The 16,248-nt window shown below is 67.8% G+C and carries 15 protein-coding genes and 1 other RNA gene; 6 read left to right on the forward strand and 10 right to left on the reverse strand.

Annotation, left to right across the window (positions count from 1 at the left end):
• The first annotated feature begins 155 nt into the window (after positions 1-155).
• The 3 genes from GGC47_RS07090 (at position 156) to GGC47_RS07100 (ending at position 3,038) form a co-directional block, all read left to right on the forward strand.
• The gene (locus GGC47_RS07090) at positions 156-1,409 is read left to right on the forward strand and encodes a BtaA family protein (RefSeq protein WP_211200593.1); all 1,254 of its coding nucleotides are present in this window, start codon (positions 156-158) and stop codon (positions 1,407-1,409) included.
• Positions 1,406-2,074, forward strand: coding sequence for a class I SAM-dependent methyltransferase (locus tag GGC47_RS07095; RefSeq protein ID WP_429067474.1), 669 nt, complete (start codon positions 1,406-1,408; stop codon positions 2,072-2,074). Before GGC47_RS07090 ends, GGC47_RS07095 begins: the two co-directional genes overlap by 4 nt.
• A gap of 166 nt (positions 2,075-2,240) precedes the next feature.
• The gene (locus tag GGC47_RS07100) at positions 2,241-3,038 is read left to right on the forward strand and encodes a potassium channel family protein (RefSeq protein WP_142021821.1); all 798 of its coding nucleotides are present in this window, start codon (positions 2,241-2,243) and stop codon (positions 3,036-3,038) included.
• Between the two features lie 16 nt (positions 3,039-3,054).
• On the opposite strand, the gene GGC47_RS07105 is transcribed toward GGC47_RS07100, so the two are convergent.
• Positions 3,055-3,612, reverse strand: a complete 558-nt coding sequence (locus GGC47_RS07105) for a thioesterase family protein (protein ID WP_038360011.1) — start codon at positions 3,610-3,612, stop codon at positions 3,055-3,057.
• A gap of 211 nt (positions 3,613-3,823) precedes the next feature.
• Here GGC47_RS07105 and GGC47_RS07110 point away from each other — a divergent pair, with 211 nt between their 5' ends.
• Positions 3,824-5,263, forward strand: coding sequence for an FAD-binding oxidoreductase (locus GGC47_RS07110; protein WP_142021822.1), 1,440 nt, complete (start codon positions 3,824-3,826; stop codon positions 5,261-5,263).
• Positions 5,264-5,414: 151 nt separating this feature from the next.
• Positions 5,415-9,002, forward strand: coding sequence for an AsmA family protein (locus GGC47_RS07115; protein ID WP_185747938.1), 3,588 nt, complete (start codon positions 5,415-5,417; stop codon positions 9,000-9,002).
• 71 nt (positions 9,003-9,073) lie between these two features.
• Here GGC47_RS07115 and GGC47_RS07120 read toward each other — a convergent pair whose 3' ends face one another.
• The 7 genes from GGC47_RS07120 to GGC47_RS07150 form a co-directional block, all read right to left on the reverse strand.
• The gene (locus GGC47_RS07120) at positions 9,074-9,301 is read right to left on the reverse strand and encodes a ribbon-helix-helix domain-containing protein (protein WP_112763992.1); all 228 of its coding nucleotides are present in this window, start codon (positions 9,299-9,301) and stop codon (positions 9,074-9,076) included.
• Complete coding sequence (locus GGC47_RS07125; protein ID WP_142021824.1) at positions 9,298-9,495, reverse strand: DUF4169 family protein; 198 nt, start codon at positions 9,493-9,495, stop codon at positions 9,298-9,300. The genes GGC47_RS07120 and GGC47_RS07125 overlap by 4 nt, the downstream gene beginning before the upstream one ends.
• A gap of 14 nt (positions 9,496-9,509) precedes the next feature.
• Positions 9,510-10,904: a class II fumarate hydratase gene (fumC, locus tag GGC47_RS07130; protein WP_142021825.1), complete on the reverse strand. Its 1,395-nt coding sequence runs from the start codon at positions 10,902-10,904 to the stop codon at positions 9,510-9,512.
• Positions 10,905-10,944: 40 nt separating this feature from the next.
• Complete coding sequence (locus GGC47_RS07135) at positions 10,945-11,550, reverse strand: SspB family protein (RefSeq protein ID WP_142021826.1); 606 nt, start codon at positions 11,548-11,550, stop codon at positions 10,945-10,947.
• Between the two features lie 56 nt (positions 11,551-11,606).
• Positions 11,607-11,984: a transfer-messenger RNA gene (gene ssrA, locus GGC47_RS07140) on the reverse strand.
• A gap of 57 nt (positions 11,985-12,041) precedes the next feature.
• Complete coding sequence (locus GGC47_RS07145) at positions 12,042-12,332, reverse strand: hypothetical protein (protein ID WP_142021827.1); 291 nt, start codon at positions 12,330-12,332, stop codon at positions 12,042-12,044.
• A 109-nt stretch (positions 12,333-12,441) separates the two neighbouring features.
• A complete protein-coding gene (locus GGC47_RS07150) occupies positions 12,442-12,750 on the reverse strand; it encodes a PepSY domain-containing protein (protein ID WP_142021828.1) in 309 nt (102 codons plus the stop codon).
• A gap of 383 nt (positions 12,751-13,133) precedes the next feature.
• Here GGC47_RS07150 and GGC47_RS07155 point away from each other — a divergent pair, with 383 nt between their 5' ends.
• Positions 13,134-14,036, forward strand: a complete 903-nt coding sequence (locus GGC47_RS07155; protein WP_113252455.1) for a thymidylate synthase — start codon at positions 13,134-13,136, stop codon at positions 14,034-14,036.
• A 10-nt stretch (positions 14,037-14,046) separates the two neighbouring features.
• Here the strand turns inward: GGC47_RS07155 and GGC47_RS07160 are convergent, their stop codons facing one another.
• Together GGC47_RS07160 and GGC47_RS07165 are read right to left on the reverse strand one after the other, a co-directional pair.
• Positions 14,047-15,468: a TRAP transporter large permease subunit gene (locus tag GGC47_RS07160; RefSeq protein WP_142021829.1), complete on the reverse strand. Its 1,422-nt coding sequence runs from the start codon at positions 15,466-15,468 to the stop codon at positions 14,047-14,049.
• The gene (locus tag GGC47_RS07165) at positions 15,465-16,055 is read right to left on the reverse strand and encodes a TRAP transporter small permease subunit (RefSeq protein WP_142021830.1); all 591 of its coding nucleotides are present in this window, start codon (positions 16,053-16,055) and stop codon (positions 15,465-15,467) included. The genes GGC47_RS07160 and GGC47_RS07165 overlap by 4 nt, the downstream gene beginning before the upstream one ends.
• Positions 16,056-16,248 lie beyond the last annotated feature (193 nt).

Here is a 16,248-nt window from a genome sequence, read left to right on the forward strand (position 1 = left end):
GCTCGGTCCGGCCCAATATGGCTTTTCGGCCGCCGATTTTCAGCCCCCTCGGCGCTGGACCCTGCTTCACGATAGCGGCAGCGCGGGCCCCGTCACCGGACCGTCATGCGACTCCTCTAGTCGGCTCGCCACCTTGAAAGGGGAGGCGGGAACCAGTGACGCAATCGGCACGGACGGTTCGGCGGACGACAACGCTGGGCCTCAGCACAGCGGTCCAGCGCAGCAAACGGCTCTCCAAGGCGGGCCTGCTGGAATGGATGTTCACCCGCGCCTTCTCGGGGCTCGTCTATCCGCAGATATGGGAAGACCCTGTCGTCGACATGGCGGCGCTTGCGCTCAAGGCGGACGACCATGTCGTCGCGATCGCGTCCGGCTCCTGCAACGTCCTGTCCTATCTGACCGCGGCGCCGATCCGCGTCAGCGCGGTCGATCTCAACGGTGCCCATATCGCGCTGGGGCGGCTGAAGCTCGCGGCGCTGGGGCGCATGACGGATTACTCGACCTTCCGCCGCTTCTTCGGCGCGGCCGACCGCCGCGAGAATGTCGCCTTCTACGATGGCGAGATCGCGCCGCATCTCGACGCTGTCTCGCGCGGCTACTGGGAGGGGCGCGGCCTCGGCGGGCGCCGCCGGATCAACCTCTTCGCCAACGGCTTCTACCGCTACGGGCTGCTCGGCCGCTTCATCGGCACCGGCCATCTGCTGGCGCGATTGCTCGGCGGCAATCCCCGCGCGATGTTGGCCGCGCGCGATCTCGCTGAGCAGCGGCAGCTTTACGACCGGCATCTCGCGCCGATGTTCGAGCGCAGGCTGGTGCGCTGGCTGGTGCGCCAGCCGGCCTCGCTCTACGGCCTCGGCATTCCGCCGGCCCAGTACAAGGCGCTCGCGGCCGATGGCGAGGACGGCATCCTCGGCGCGCTGCGGCTCAGGCTCGAGCGCCTCGCCTGCGGTTTCGACCTGAAGGACAATTATTTCGCGCAGCAGGCCTTCGGACGCCGCTACGGCGAAGGGGCGGATGCGGTGCTGCCACCCTATCTCCAGCCGCAGAATTTCGAGACCGTGAAGGCCCGGGCCGGTGCGGTCGGCTATCGCCAGAGCGCGATCACGGCCTTCCTGGAAGACCAGCCGGCGAAGAGCTGCGACGCCTATGTGCTGCTCGATGCGCAGGACTGGATGAACGATGCCGACCTCACGGCGCTGTGGTCGCAGATCACGCGCACGGCCAAGCCGGGCGCAAGGGTGATCTTCCGGACCGCGGCCGATGAGCGATTGCTGCCGGGCCGCGTGCCGGCCGCGATCCTCGATCAATGGCGCTATGACGAGGCCCGCAGCCGCGATCTCTGCCGCCAGGACCGCTCCGCGATCTATGGCGGCTTCCATCTCTACACCCTGCCGGGGCAGGCGGCGTGAGCGCTGCCGGGGCGACGGGCTCGGCCGCGGGGCTGATGGACCGGATCTACCGGCATCAACGTCATATCTACGACGCCAGCCGCAAATTCTACCTGCTTGGCCGCGACCAGCTGATCGAGGGGCTCGCGCCCCCGGCCGGCGCGTCGATCCTGGAGATCGGCTGCGGCACCGGGCGCAACCTGATCAAGATCGCCCGGCGCTATCCAGACTGTGAGTGCTATGGGCTCGACGTCTCCGCCGAGATGCTGGCGACGGCCCGGGCTTCCGTCGCGCGCGCCGGGCTCACCGGCCGGATCAGGCTGGCGCAGGCCGACGCGACCGATTTCGACCCGCAGGCGCTGTTCGGGCGGCCGGGCTTCGACCGCATCGTCATTTCCTATGCGTTGTCGATGATCCCGCCCTGGCAGCCGGTGGTGGCGGAGGCGCTGCGGCGGCTCGCTCCGGGCGGTTCGCTGCATATCGTCGATTTCGGCGACCAGGCCGGTTTGCCGAGCGCGTTCAAGAACGTGCTGTCGCGCTGGCTCGCGCTGTTCCATGTCGCGCCGCGGGAGGACCTGCCGGCGGTCATGCGCGAGCTGGCGCAAGCGGCCGGGGCCGATTGCCGGGTGAGTGCGCCCTATCGCGGCTATGCGGTGCATGCGGTTGCGGAGATGCCGCGCGGCTAGGGCATTTCGCGTCTGGCCGGACCAGCGTCATCGCGAGGAGCGAAGCGACGAAGCGATCCAGGGGCTGGGCCGAGCCGTTCCACCCAATCCCCCGGGATTGCTGCGCTGCGCGCGCAATGACGAGGGTTCTTGGCGGCTGGCTTCGCGACCCGCTATCGTCCCTGGAATGGAAAGCGCCGATCCCCGACGGCCCGAGAGCCGGTTCGATACATTCCGAGACCGGCTGCGCCAGCTCTATCACGGCCGCTCGCCGACCGCGCTGCGCTTCCGGCTTGCGGTGACGATCGTCGATCTCCTGATCATCGCTTTCTTTATCGCGACGCCGGTCCTGCGGGACGCCTCGACGTTCCTCTGGATCGACTATTCGGTCGCCGTCATCGTGGTTCTGGAAATCGCCGCGCGGTTCCTGGCGTCCTCGAACATGCCGAGGCTCCTGCGCCAGCCGGCGGTCATTCTCGACCTGTTCATTCTGGTGACGCTGCTGGCACCCCAGTGGCTGGAGAATTTCGGCTTTCTGCGCATCCTGCGGCTGTGGTCGCTTTCGCAGAAGGGGGTCATCTGGGCGCAATTGCGCAGGACTCCCTACCGCGACTGGGAGAACGTCGCCCGCGCGCTGATCAACATCCTGACCTTTCTCTTCGTGGTCACGGGCTTCGTCTTCACCTTCTTCTTCCGCGAAGCCGGCGGCCTGGCGGGCTATGTCGATGCGCTCTACTTTACCGTCGCGACGGTGACGACCACTGGCTTCGGCGACATCACCTTGCCGGGCACCGCAGGCAAGTTGACCTCGATCATCGTGATGATCGTCGGGATTTCCCTGTTCGTGAAGCTGGCGCAGGCGCTGGTGAGGCCCAACAAGGTGACCTTCCCATGCCCTGAATGCGCGCTGCAACGGCATGAGCTGGACGCGGTCTACTGCAAGGCCTGCGGTCACAAGCTCAAGATTCCCGACGACAGTGACTGAGCGCTGCCCGCGCCGTTCAATGCCGGGTTTCGGTCTCGGGCTCGGCCTGATCCTCGACCTGGATCGCACGCTTTTCCGGCATGCCGATGATGCGGCCGATCGTGGCCGGCAGCGGCATCATGCTGTGAGCCGCCTTCATCAGGGCGAGATTGGCGAGGATGTCGGGCGGGAAGGGCGTCACCCGGCGATGGACCATGTCGACATGCAGCGACATGTTCTCGCTGGTGGCGGCGAGCCAGCCTTCATTGGCGTGGCGCATCTCGAGATAGTAATGCAGCCGCTTGTCGTCGAAGGCGATGAGCTGGGCCGTGACGCGGACGAAATCGCCCTCGGTCAACTCGCGCTTGTAGAGGACGTGGCATTCGGCCGTGAAGGTCGAGGCATGGCGCGTCTCGACATAGTCGCGGGTCAGGCCCACGAGCGAGAAAACCTCGTCCACCGCCCGGTCGAACAGCACATGGTAATAGGCCATGTTGAGATGGCCGTTATAGTCGATCCATTGCGGCTCGACGCGCATGGCCGACGAGACGAAGGGTGCGAAGAACAGCGCCGGGGCGCGCGTCTCGTTTTTCATCCGCGCCTCCCTGTCCAGCGCTTCGTTCAAGGCATGGCAGCGTAATTTGTACTGCCCATCCGGCGGTTGCGTGTTCTACTGTGCATCGGCCCTGCCCGGTGCCAGGAGTCTGGCGCGGGCAGAAAACGACCACACCGGAACGATCTCGTAATCGTAACCGGTGGCGAAACCGATCTGTTCCAACTCTAAGCGCCAAAACCGGATGTTGACAATGAGCCTGCCCGCCGCGTCGCTTCCCGAAACCTTCAGCGCCGCCGCCGTGCTGCCTCCCTCGCGGGAAGCCGTCGAGACCGTGACGCGGGCGCTCGCCGCGCGCTTCGGCAACCGGTTGGTGACCAGTCTCGCGGTGCGCCAGCAGCACGGCCATACGCTGACCTGGATTCCGAACCAGGCGCCGGACGCGGTGGTGTTTCCGCAGAGCACGGAAGAGGTTTCGGAGATCGTGAGGCTCTGCGCCGCGCATGGCGTGCCGGTCATCGCCTTCGGTACCGGCACTTCGCTGGAAGGCCATGTCAACGCGCCCTTCGGCGGCGTCTGCATCGACATGTCGCAGATGAAGCGGATCGTCGCCGTCCATGCGGAGGATCTCGACGTGGTGGTCGAGGCGGGCGTCACCCGCAAGGAGCTCAACGAGCATCTGCGCGACCAAGGCCTGATGTTCCCGATCGATCCCGGCGCCGACGCCTCCATCGGCGGCATGGCGGCGACGCGCGCCTCCGGCACCAATGCGGTGCGCTACGGCACGATGAAGGACAATGTGCTGGCGCTGAAGGCGGTGATGGCTGACGGCTCGATCGTCCAGAGCTCGACGCGGGCCCGCAAGACCTCGGCCGGCTACGACCTCACCCGGCTCCTCGTCGGCTCGGAAGGCACGCTCGGCATCATCACCGAGGTCACGCTGAAGCTGCACGGCATCCCGGAGGCGATCGCGGCGGGCGTCTGCCCGTTCCCGTCGGTGAAGGCGGCCTGCGATGCGACGATTCTGACCATCCAGACCGGCCTGCCGGTCGCGCGCATCGAATTGCTCGACGATGTGATGATCCGCGGCGTCAACCTGCACGCCAAGCTCGGCCTGCCGGAGACGACGATGCTCTTCGTCGAGTTCCATGGCACGGAAGCAGGCGTTGCCGAGCAGTCTGAGCGCTTCGGCGAGATCGCGGCGGAATATGGCGGCGGTCCCTTCGAGTGGGCGACCAAGGCCGAGGACCGCTCCAAGCTCTGGCAGGCGCGCCATGATGCCTATTGGGCGGCGAAGGCGCTTCGGCCCGGCTTCGACTCGGTTGCGACCGATGTCTGCGTGCCGATCTCGCGACTGGCCGAATGCGTCGAGGAGACCAAGCGGGACATCGAGGAATCCGGGCTGATCGCGCCGATCGCCGGCCATGTCGGCGACGGCAATTTCCACACGCAGCCGCTGGTCGATCTCAACGACAAGGCCGAGGTCGAGCGGGTGCAAGCCTTCATCGATCGGCTGGTGAAGCGTGCGCTGACGATGGGCGGGACCTGCACGGGCGAGCACGGTGTCGGCCAGAAGAAGATCAAGTATCTCGAGCAGGAGCATGGGCCGGAGGCGGTCGCGGTGATGCGCACGATCAAGCGTGCGCTCGACCCGCAGAACATCCTCAATCCCGGCAAAATCGTCGTTCTGTGACATCGCCGCCGCTTGCGCCGCCCGCGGGCTTCGCCGAAATGTCGTGATCTCGCCGCGACTTGCCGTCATTCTGCTGACAGCTTGATCGTGCATGGCGGCGCCGGTTCGGCCGGCACCGCCCGCTGGTTGCGAAAGGGGCAGAAAGCGGACGTTGCGTGAAACTCTGACAGTTCTCGCCGCCTTGCTGGTGCTGGCGCTGCTGGCGGCCCTGGTCGGCCCCGGCTTCGTCGACTGGCGCGCCTATCGCTCGCAGGTCGAGGCAAGGCTGAGCGAGGCGCTCGGCGTCGAGACGCGTGTCGGGGGCGATATCCGCCTGCGCCTCTTGCCCTCGCCGCGGATCACGCTGGGAGATCTGCGGATCGGCGCGCCGGGCGAGGCGAGTTCGGCGACGGTCGAGAACGCCACTGTCGAGCTCGCTCTGGCCTCGCTGGCGCGGGGCGAGTTCCATTTCTCGGAAGCGCGCTTCGACGGCGCCATATTGTCCCTGTCGCTCGATCCGAACGGCGCGATCCGCCTGCCGGAGCGCAGCGGCGCCGGCTTGCCGGCACAGGCCAGCCTCGAACGATTGACGATCAGCCGCTCGGCGGTGATCTGGCGCGATCCGGGCAAGGCGCCGGTGACGATCGCTCCCGTGGCCGCCGAGGTTTCGGCGGTGAGCCTCGCCGGGCCCTGGCGTTTCGAGGGCGAGGTGGCGGGCAACTCGCTGCGCATCACCACCGGCGAGATGGATGAGGGCGGCCGGCTTCGGGCCAAGGCGTTCCTCACCGGCGACAATCTGCAGTTCAATTTCGACGGGGCGCTGCTCTTTCCACGCCAAGGCGGCGGCAGCGTCGGAGCCGAGGCGGACGGGCTGTTCAACCTGTCGCCCGGCGGGGCGGTCGCGCTGTCCGGCCGGCTGCGTGGCGGCAGCCGCCAGCTCGACCTCGCCGGGCTGACGCTGGACCTTGCCGGCGGCGCGGCGCGGCTGGAAGGCGAGGGGCAATATCTCCCGCCCGGCGGTACGGGCTCGCTCGCGCTCAGGGCCCGGCGGCTCGATGCCGATGCGCTGGCGACGGCGCTTGCCGAGCGCAAGGGCTTCATGCAGGCGCTGCAGGGCCTGCCGGGCAGCCTCGACATCAGCCTCGACCTCGACCAGATGATCTGGCGCGGCGAGGATTTCTCGGCTCTCGCTCTACGCGGGAAGTTGCACGATCAGGGCCTCTCCGACGCCACCGCCTCGCTGCGCGTCGCGGGCGCGCTGGTCGGCGCCAGCGGCAGCGCGAGCGAAACGGAGGTTTCCGCGCGGCTCACGGTCAAGGCCGATGATGCGCGCCGCGTCGCGCTGGTGCTGTCGCGCAACGGCCTCGATCCCGCACTGGCCGAGTTCGTTGCCCGGCTCGGGCGGATCGACGCCGACGCCGCCGGGAGCTGGAGCGCCTCCGGCCTCGCCTTCCAGCGGCTGCTGGTCGCCGGCTCGTCGGGGTTGCGCCTGGAGGCCGCCGGCGAGATCACGGATGCAAAGCTTGCCGCGAAGGCGACGGTCAACGGGCTCGACCTCAACAGCCTGCCGCCGGGGCCGAGCCTCGCCGGGCCGTTCGGAGCGCGCGATATCGCGCTCGACCTGTCTCTGGCCAATCTGCGTTTCAGAAATGCCCCTCCGGGCTCCGCTTCGCTCGATCTCAAGCGCGAGGGCGAGATCTGGCGGTTGAGCCGGCTTTCGGTGGATGGCTTCGGTGGCGTCAGCGTGGCAGGTTCCGGCGCGCTGCTCGCCGAGGGCGGGGATATTTCCGGGCGCGTGCGGGCGCCGCGCTTCGAGACATTGGCCGCGCTCGCCGGGCCGCTGCTGCCGGACAGTGTGAGCCAGGTGCTCGGTCGTGTCGGAGACGGGCTGTCGCGGCTCGACACCGGTTTTCGGCTGACGCGGGCGGCCTCCGGCGAAACCAGTCTTTCGGCCCAGGGTACGGCGAATGCCGGTAAGATCGCCATCGACGGGCGACTCGACCGGGCCGGGACATGGCAGCGGGCGACGCTCGGCTTCGATCTCGCCGACCGGAGGCAGGCCTTTACGGCGCTCGGTTTGCCGGCGCCGATGCAGGGTGGGCCGGGCAAGCTCACGATCGATCTGAGCGGCGGCCGCGCGGTCGGTTCGCTGGCGGGGCCCGGGCTTTCGGTCGTCGTCGAGGATGGCGCAGGTGGGCGGCAACTCACCGTGCAGGCGGATGGGCCCGGCCAGATCCTCGCCGAAGGGCCGGCGCGATTGCTGCCGGACGGCGTGCTTGACGCTCATGCCCGGCTGGCGATGACAGGCGAGGCCGTCAAGCTCGACGACATCGCCGCGAATCTGGGAGGCGCCTCCGCCACGGGTTCGCTCACGCTGCCGCGCGAGGGGCGCTATAGCGGGCGCTTCGCCGTGCCCGGAGCCGATCTGCGCGGATTGATCGGCGCGGCGCTGGGCCAGGCGGCTCCGACAGCGGGTTCGCTCTGGTCGACGGCGCGCTTCGGGCGCGTGGCGGAACTGCCGGAGATGGAACTCTCGGTCGAGGCCGGCACGCTGACGCTGCTCGACGGGGTCGCCCTGCAAAAGGCCCGCTTCGTGCTGAAAGCCGATCCGGACGGACTCAGGGTGGAGGACATCGCGGGAAGCTATGGCGGCGGGCAGCTCTCCGGGCGGCTCGGGCTGCGGCGCGACGGCGGTCTCGGCCAGCTCAACGGCCGGATCAATCTGGCCAGCGTCGATCTCGGGGGGCTGACGAAGGGGGCGGTCGCCGGCAAGGCGTCAGGGCTGTTCGAACTCGGCGGCTCGGGCGAGACGCCGGCGCGGCTCATCGCGGGCCTGAGCGGCGCGGGCAGCCTGTCGCTTGCCGGCACGCGCCTCGCGCGCTTGGACCCCAAAGCCTATGAGCGCCTTATCGCGGCGACCGGCGAGGATGCTTCCGAGAGCGATGCGTCGCGCCTGCGCGACCGTCTGGCCGAGGCACTCGACCGCGACGCCTGGACGCTGGGCGATGTGACGCTGCCCTTCACGCTCGCCGGCGGCCTTGTCCGGCTGCAACCCTTCGGCTTCGAGCGCAACGGGATGAAGGCCGAGGCGAGCGGCACCGTCGATCTCAGGGGGCTCACCGCCGATCTCCGGCTCGGGCTGAAGCCCGTCGGGTCGCTGCCGAAGGGCTGGCCGGGCGATGTGCCACAGATCGGGATCGCCTGGCGCGGACCGCTTTCCGACCTCCGGCGTGAGAGCGACGTCAGTGCGCTCTCGAACACGGTGGCGGCGCGGGCGCTGGCACGCGAGATCGAACGGGTCGAGGCCTTCGAGGCGGATGCGCGCGAGCGGTCGATGCATATGCGCCGCCTGCGGGCCGAACGCGAGATGCGCGAGAACGAGCGGCAGCTCAATCTCTTCCTGAAGGCGCAAGAGGAGGCGCGCATCGCGGAGGAGAAGCGTCAGGAAGAGGCGCGGCGGGCGGAGGAACAGCGTCGGCAAGCCGAGGAGCAACGCCGACAGATCGAGCAGGCGAAGGCAGAGCAGGAGTCGCGGCGCCGTGCCGAGGCCGAGGACCGCGCCAAGGCGGCTGCCGAACGGGCGGCGGCGCAACCGGCCCCGGTACCGGCGCAGCCCGGACCGCTGTTGCTGCCGAGCGCGCCGCGTGCCAGCTCTCCGGAGGGCACCGTGCAGACGCCGCCCGGGCAGGGGGCTCCGGCGCTTCCGCCACCCTTCCAGATCGCGCCCGTGCCACCTCCACGCGGCGTGCCCTTGAATTGAGAGATCGATTCAGCCGCTTCGCGCGCTGATTCCAGGTTCTTCATCAAGTCGTTGAAATGGCTCGCAATCGCTCAGACGGAGCTTTCGGCCAGCCGGCGGAAATGCGCGAGGGTGTGCAGCCGCAGGGCTGCCGAGAGATTGATGTCGCCGCGTGCGGTGTCGATCTCGGCGATCAGGGCGGCGAGGCTGCGCCCTTCGCCCGCTGCGATCTCTTTCAGCGCATTCCAGAATTCATCCTCGAGCGAGACGCTGGTGCGGTGGCCGGCGATGCTGAGCGAGCGCTTGCGCTCGGGATTCATGCCGGCTCCGGCTCGTCGTCACGCGAGAGGCGGTGGCCTTCGACATGGCGCTTCGCCTTCTCGCGCTCGGCCTCGCTCAGGCTGCGTTCGGCCTTGCTGCGGCCGAAGTCGATGCGGTTCTGCTCGGCCGTCTTTTCCGCATCCTCGCGCGCCTTCTGCTTGCGGAAGCGACGGAGGTTGACGATCTCGGCCATGGCGAAGCCTCCGTTCAGGCGGGCTGCAGCATCTTCTCGGGCTTGACCGTTTTGTCGAACAGGTCCGCGGCGACGCCCGCCTTCAGCGCTTCCTCGCGCAGCGTCGTGCCGTTGTGATGGGCCGCCTTGGCGATGCCGGCCGCCTTGTCGTAGCCGATCGCCGGGGCCAGCGCCGTCACCAGCATCAGCGAGCGCGCGAGCAATTCCTTGAGCTGGCCCTCATTGGCCTCGATGCCCTCGACGCAGTTGACGCGGAAGCTCTCGGCCGCGTCGGTCAGGAGCCGCACGGATTGCAGAAACGCGGCGGCGATCACCGGCTTGAAGACGTTGAGCTCGAAATGGCCCTGGCTCGCGGCGAAGCCGATCGTCGCCTGGTTGCCGTGGACCTGGGTCGCGACCATGGTCAGCGCCTCGGCCTGGGTCGGGTTGACCTTGCCAGGCATGATCGAGGATCCCGGCTCGTTCTCCGGCAGGCTGATCTCGCCGAGGCCCGAGCGCGGGCCGGAGCCCATCAGGCGGATGTCGTTGGCGATCTTGAACAGGTCGGAGGCCAGCGCCGCCAGCGCGCCATGGGCTGCGGCGAGCGCGCCATGGCTGGCGAGCGCCTCGAACTTGTTGTCGGCGCTGCGGAAGGGCAGGCCGGTCAGCGCCGCGGCTTCCTTGGCGAAGAGCACGGCGAAATCGGGATGGGTGTTGAGGCCGGTGCCGACGGCAGTACCGCCCTGCGCCAGTGCGTAGAGCCCGCCGAGCGCGGCCTCGATGCGGCCGATGCCGAGATGGAGCTGCATCGCATAGCCGGAGAATTCCTGGCCGAGCGTGACGGGCGTGGCATCCTGCAGATGAGTGCGGCCGATCTTGACCAGGTTCTTGAAGGCTTCGGCCTTGGCGTCCAGCGCCTTTTCGAGGCCGCGCAGGGCAGGCAGCAGCCTGCGCGTGATCTCCAGCGCCGCGGCGATGTGCATCGCGGTCGGGAAGGCGTCGTTGGAGGACTGGCCGCGATTGACGTGGTCATTGGGATGCACCGGGCTCTTGGCGCCGAGGCCGGCGCCGAGCAATTCGTTGGCGCGGTTCGCCAGCACCTCGTTGGCGTTCATGTTCGACTGGGTGCCGGAGCCGGTCTGCCAGATCACCAGCGGGAAATGCCCGTCGAACTTGCCGGCGAGCGCCTCGTCGGCGGCCTGGCCGATCGCGCCGGCGACGCGCTGGTCGAGCAGGCCGAGCCGGGCGTTGACATGCGCCGCCGTCTTTTTCACCAGGACCAAGGCATGCACCAGCGGCAGCGGCATGCGCTCGCTCTCGCCGCCGATCCTGAAATTCTCGAGCGAGCGCTGAGTCTGCGCGCCCCAGTAGCGATCCGCCGGCACGGCGATGGGGCCGAAGGAATCGGTTTCGGTGCGCGTCTCGGTCATGGGATCAGTCCGTCAGCTCGGTCGTCAGGTCTTCTTGTTGTCAGGTCTTCTTGCGGAAGGAATCCAGGCTGACGACTTCGGCGGTGCCGCGATTGTCGTCCTCGCTTTCGCTCGCCGCAGTCGCCGCGTCGGCCTTGTCGTCGCCGTCCTTGGTTCCGCCCTTGGCGGTTTCCGTTTCGGCCGCCTTGGATTTGAGGACGGGGACGCCGGCCGGCACGAGCTTGGCCGGCAGCGGGGCCGGCGCATCGGCCGTTTCGGCCTCGGCCGGCGGAGCGGCCTCCTCGGGCGTGTCCTGCGTCTCGAATTTCAGGCCGAACTGGACGGAAGGATCGAAGAAAGTCGTCACCGCGTCGAAGGGCACGAGCAGCCGCTCCGGCACGCCGGAGAAGGACAGGCCAACCTCGAAGGAATGGTCGCTGGCGCTCAGATCCCAGAACTGGTGCTGGAGGACGATGGTCATCTCCTCGGGATGCTTCTCCCGCAGGCGCTGCGACAGGCGCACGCCCGGAGCCCCCGTGCGGAAGGTGATGTAGAAATGATGCTCGCCCGGCAACCCGTCGCGCGCAGCCTCCGACAGGATCTTGCGGACGACGCCCTTGAGCGCCTCCTGAACCATCAGATCGTAACGAAGGACATCCTTGGACATTGCGTCGACGTTTCCGCTTCACTCCCCGGCGGGAACAGCCGGCAGGCCAAAATGAAAGTGGAGGCTTCTGTTGCCAGGCGCCTCCGAGCCCCGCCTTACGCGGCTAAACGCAAGGGCTTTGGTTTGGGAACCAGCACCGCATTACGCGGCGACAGCAACCCGAGCATTGTTGTCGTTGGCAACTATGCTTTTGGCCCGATAACGGCGGAACCATGCCGAGCAAAAGGAAGTCCTTTACACCCTCGTCGATCCTATTTCGCCCCCGCCAAAGCCCTGCGCGCTTGCGGCAAGGCTCCCTGTCGCCAGGGCTTTGGTGGAGGCGCCGGGTACCGCCCCCGGGTCCGAAAGGCTTATTCCGAAATCCGTTTATCGCCATAGCCGCTCTTGCGAGCGGCACCGTGAATATAGGCATAGCCGCGGCGCGGGGAAAGACCGCCGGCTCGATTTCGACAGGAAGGATCGATAAGGCCGAGCAGTGAGGCTTTCCGGCCTCAATTGAGAATTCGACCATCTCTGACGTCGATGTCGAGGATCATCTCGTCGTCATCGACCGTGCGCCCCGCCAGCTCCCAGCGGTCGCTGGTCCGCGTGATCTCCTCGACATGGACGAGGCCGGCGCTCCAGGCAATCTCGCGCGCCCGGCTTTCCGAGATCGTGCTTTCAGAAATCGTCCGGTCGTTATCGAAGGCGACGATTTGGGCGGCCGCCTGCGAGGCATGACCCGGCAAGGCAACCACGCTCGTGAACAAAGCCACCGCAAGCTGGCGAGCTGCGCCATTCATCCGCGTATCGAACCTCGTGAATCGGAGGCGCGATGAGTAGCGTGGATTGAGGCAAGTTTCGGACAGGAGCCTTCACGGCCGGTCGCGATCCCGTGAGGCCGTCAGATCGTCAGTTGCCGGCCTTCGCGGAGGCGGGGCGCTCCCGCTCCAGCTTCAGCACAGCGCCGTCGCTGGCCCTGAGCCGGATCTCGATCTCCGAGCCGAGACTGTCGCGGCCCTCGACCATCCAGTGGCCGTCGTCGAACTTGATCTCCTCGATGCGGGCGACGCCGTTTTCGGTGGCGATACGGCGGGCATCCTCCATCGAGATCGCCCGGTCGGACGGCTTGGGTGGCGTTCCGGAAGGTTGGGCCATGGCCCGCGTCGAGAGCGCGAGCGTGGCCATGGCGGCCAGCGCCATCGATCGTCGTGAGAGCATGCGTATCTCTCCCTGTTCAGACAGCCCATGAGGCAACCGGCGCCGCCGGGCATTGTTCCGGACGCGGTTTGTCACGACATGCTGCAAAGGTTGGGGAAGCTTGCCGGCGAGGCGGGGCCAGCGGCGCCGCGACCGGCTATGGTGGCCCGCTTCTCAGAGATTCGTCATGCACCCTTGTCACGACCGGCTCCAACGCGGCCCGACCCGAGGCATCCGCAAGGAATGTCGCTCCGCCATGCGCGCCATTGCCGGGCATCGGATGCGCCTCGACCCGTCGGAAGAGGCTCGGTCGGTCACGGCCGGGACGCTGCGTCCGGCGCGGCACGGCGCTCTGGAAGTATAGGGTTGCCGCGCTCGGCGTCGCGCAATCTCAGGAGGCAGGAATGAGCCGCAGGCACCCGGAACACCAATATCTCGACCTTCTTTCCGATGTGCTGGAACGGGGTGACGAGCGGCTCGACCGGACCGGCGTCGGTACGCGGTCCATTTTCGGCGCCATGGCGCGCTTCGACCTCTCGGACGGGACGGTGCCCATCCTGACGACCAAGCGCGTCTACTGGAAGACGGCGGTCAAGGAGATGCTCTGGTTTCTGACCGGACAGACCAATATCCAGCCGTTGGTCCGCGAGAATGTGCGGATCTGGACCGACTGGCCGCTCGCGACCTACCGTCGCGAAACCGGCGAGGAGATCGGCCAGGCGGAGTTCGAGAAGCGCATTGCCGAAGACGATGATTTTGCCGCGCGGTGGGGCGAGCTTGGGCCCGTCTACGGCAAGCAATGGCGCCGATGGCTGGGGGCCGATGGTCGCGAGCACGATCAGATCAAGGATCTGATCGACACCCTGCGCAGCAATCCGTCGAGCCGCCGCATGCTGTTCCATGGCTGGAATGTCGCTGAATTGGGCCAAATGGCTCTTCCGCCCTGCCATATGGTCTATCAGTACCACGTCACTTCGGATGGGCGGCTGAATTCCCTCTGTTTCCAGAGATCCGCGGATCTGCTCCTCGGCGTCGGGTTCAACTGGGTGAACTGCTGCGCGCTTCAATTGATGATCGCGCAGCAGGCGGGATTGAAGCTGGGCGATTTCGTCTGGTTCGGAGGCGATGTGCATCTCTACCTGAACCATCTCGATCAGGCTCGCGAGCAGTTGAGCCGCGATCCGCGTCCCTTCCCGAAGATGCGCCTGACGCGGCACGCCGCCAGCATCGACGATTACCGGATCGAGGATTTCGAGGTCGAGGGCTATTCACCTCACGCGGCCATCAAGGCGGACGTCGCGGTCTGATCTCGGCCAGTCAAAACTTCGGCGGCGCGATCTCCAGCAGGTCGGCGGGAGGGGTGATGTCGTGCAGGCGGCGGGCGGCGTCGGCTTCGGATGGGGCCGCGACGGCCGCCGCGGGCGGCTGGCCCAGATGCGCCAGGCGCGGCCAGCAGACGACGGCCGCCGTCACGAAGAGCTGCACGAGGATGAAGGGGGCGAGCGACGCCATGGCGGCGCGCAACGGCGCGCGCCGGCTCGCCGCCGCCCGCGTCATCGTCAGCGCATAGCCGAGCGGCGGGAGCAGGAAGCTCGTCTGCAGGACGAGCAGGGTCAGGACCGCGACCCATTGCGCATCCTCGACCCGCATCAGGATCGGCGGCAGCAGGATCGGCACCAGCACGAAGATGATCTCGAAGGCGTCGAGAACGAAGGCCGCGATGAAAATCAGGATGAGGCCGGCTCCCAAAATCCCCAGAGGACCGCCGGGCACCGCCTCCATCCAGCTGGCGACCAGCCGGTCGCTCCCGAGCACGCGGAAGACGAGCGTGAAGGTCGTCGCCGCGACCAGCAGGGCCATCAGCGCGCCGGTCATCGCCAGCGTATCGTCCAGAACCGCCTTCAGCGTCGCGCCGTCCAGTCGACGGCTGAGCAAGCCCGCGCCGAGCAGGCCGACGGCCCCCATCGCCGCCGCCTCGACCGCGTAGAAATAGCCGAGCGCGACGCCCAGCAGGAGCCCGCCGATGAATCCGACCGTCACGAGCGCCAGCAGCGCTTCCTTCAGCGTCGGGGCGGGAAGGCGCTTGCCGGGTTCCCGGCGCAGGAAGGCCAGGGCGAGGCAGGCCGCGAGAAACAGCCCCGCCGGCAGCATCGCGCCGCGGAAAACATCCTGCGTGTTGACGATGCGATCGACCCGGCCGGTGGCATTCAGGGCGATGGTGTGAGCCGTCATCATCGCATCGCCGAGCAGGATCAGGACGAGGGAAGGCGGCACGAGCACGCCGAGCGTGCTCGCCACCGTCAGCAACGCGACACTCTCGGCGGGCGTCACCTCATGCTCGGCCAATGCCGGCTCGATCGCGCGCGTCAGGGCGATCGCATTGGCGCTGACGGAACCGTTCATCGGCCCCAGGATGGCGCCGAGCGCCAGCGTCGCGCCGCGTGCGCCGCCGAAGGGGCGCAAGCCCGCGCGAAACAGGATGCGGGCGAGCGGCAGCCGGTTCAGCAGCGCGCCCATGAAGACAAAAAGCGGCAGGGCCTGCAGCAGATCCGATTCCAGCAGGCCGACGAGGCGGCTCGGCAGCGCCGCGAAGAGCGCCGCGCTGGACGGGTCGAGCACGGTCGATGCGGCAGCGCCGATCGTCGCAAGGCCGATCAGGACGCCCCAGACGGGCAACCCCGTCGCGATCGCGCCCAGCGCGACCCCGGCGAGCATGGCCAGGCCGATCCACTGGTTCACGCGCGCCTCCGCAGCAAACCGAGCAGGCCAGAGATGAAGACAAGGGCCGCCAGGAGGAAGCCCGAGGCGCGGATGAGGAAATAGCCGGGATTGCCGGTATCCGGGAAGGCCTCGAGGCCGCGAAGGCTGATCAGCAGGGCAGGCCAACCGACGATCAGCAGAAACAGCGACCAGGGCAGAAGCCCCAGCACGATGAGGCCGGCCTCCAGTGCCCGACGCAGCCTCTCCCCGTGCCGATGCGCCAGGGCATCGCTGGCCAGATGGGCGCCGGAACGGGTGGCCGCCGTCAGCGATACCGCGACGTAAAGGGCGAATACGCATTGCCCGAGATCGTTCGCCTCACGCGACCAGCCCTTGTAAAGATCGCGCAGCGGCCATTGCAGGAACAGCAGAAGCACGAGAGGCAAGGCGAGCCATCGGGCTGCCAGGCAGATCGCGCCCAGGCCCCGATCGAGCGCGTCAACGAGAGCCTGCATGGAATCGCTCCGGAACGGGCATCCATCAAACATCATTCCGCGACGCGAGTAAGCCTGCGCCGGGGCGATATCGACACCTGTCGAACCGCCCGGGCTGTCGAGGCGCTTCAAGCTGCGATGCGGCCTCTATACCCAGGTATAGTTGGCGATGCCTTCGTCCGATTGATCCCGCCCCCGACAGCGCGCAAACAGCGTGACGTCGCCGCAACGAGGCGGCGCCCTTTCACATCGCACGGCCCTTCTTCGAGGAGGGAGAGATCGCGTCGGTCCGCTGCGGCGGCGCTTTGCGATCTCGCACGCCTGT

Origin of the sequence: Allobosea sp. OAE752, from assembly GCF_050433265.1 — a bacterium.
Classification (GTDB): Bacteria; Pseudomonadota; Alphaproteobacteria; order Rhizobiales; family Beijerinckiaceae; genus Allobosea; species Allobosea spartocytisi.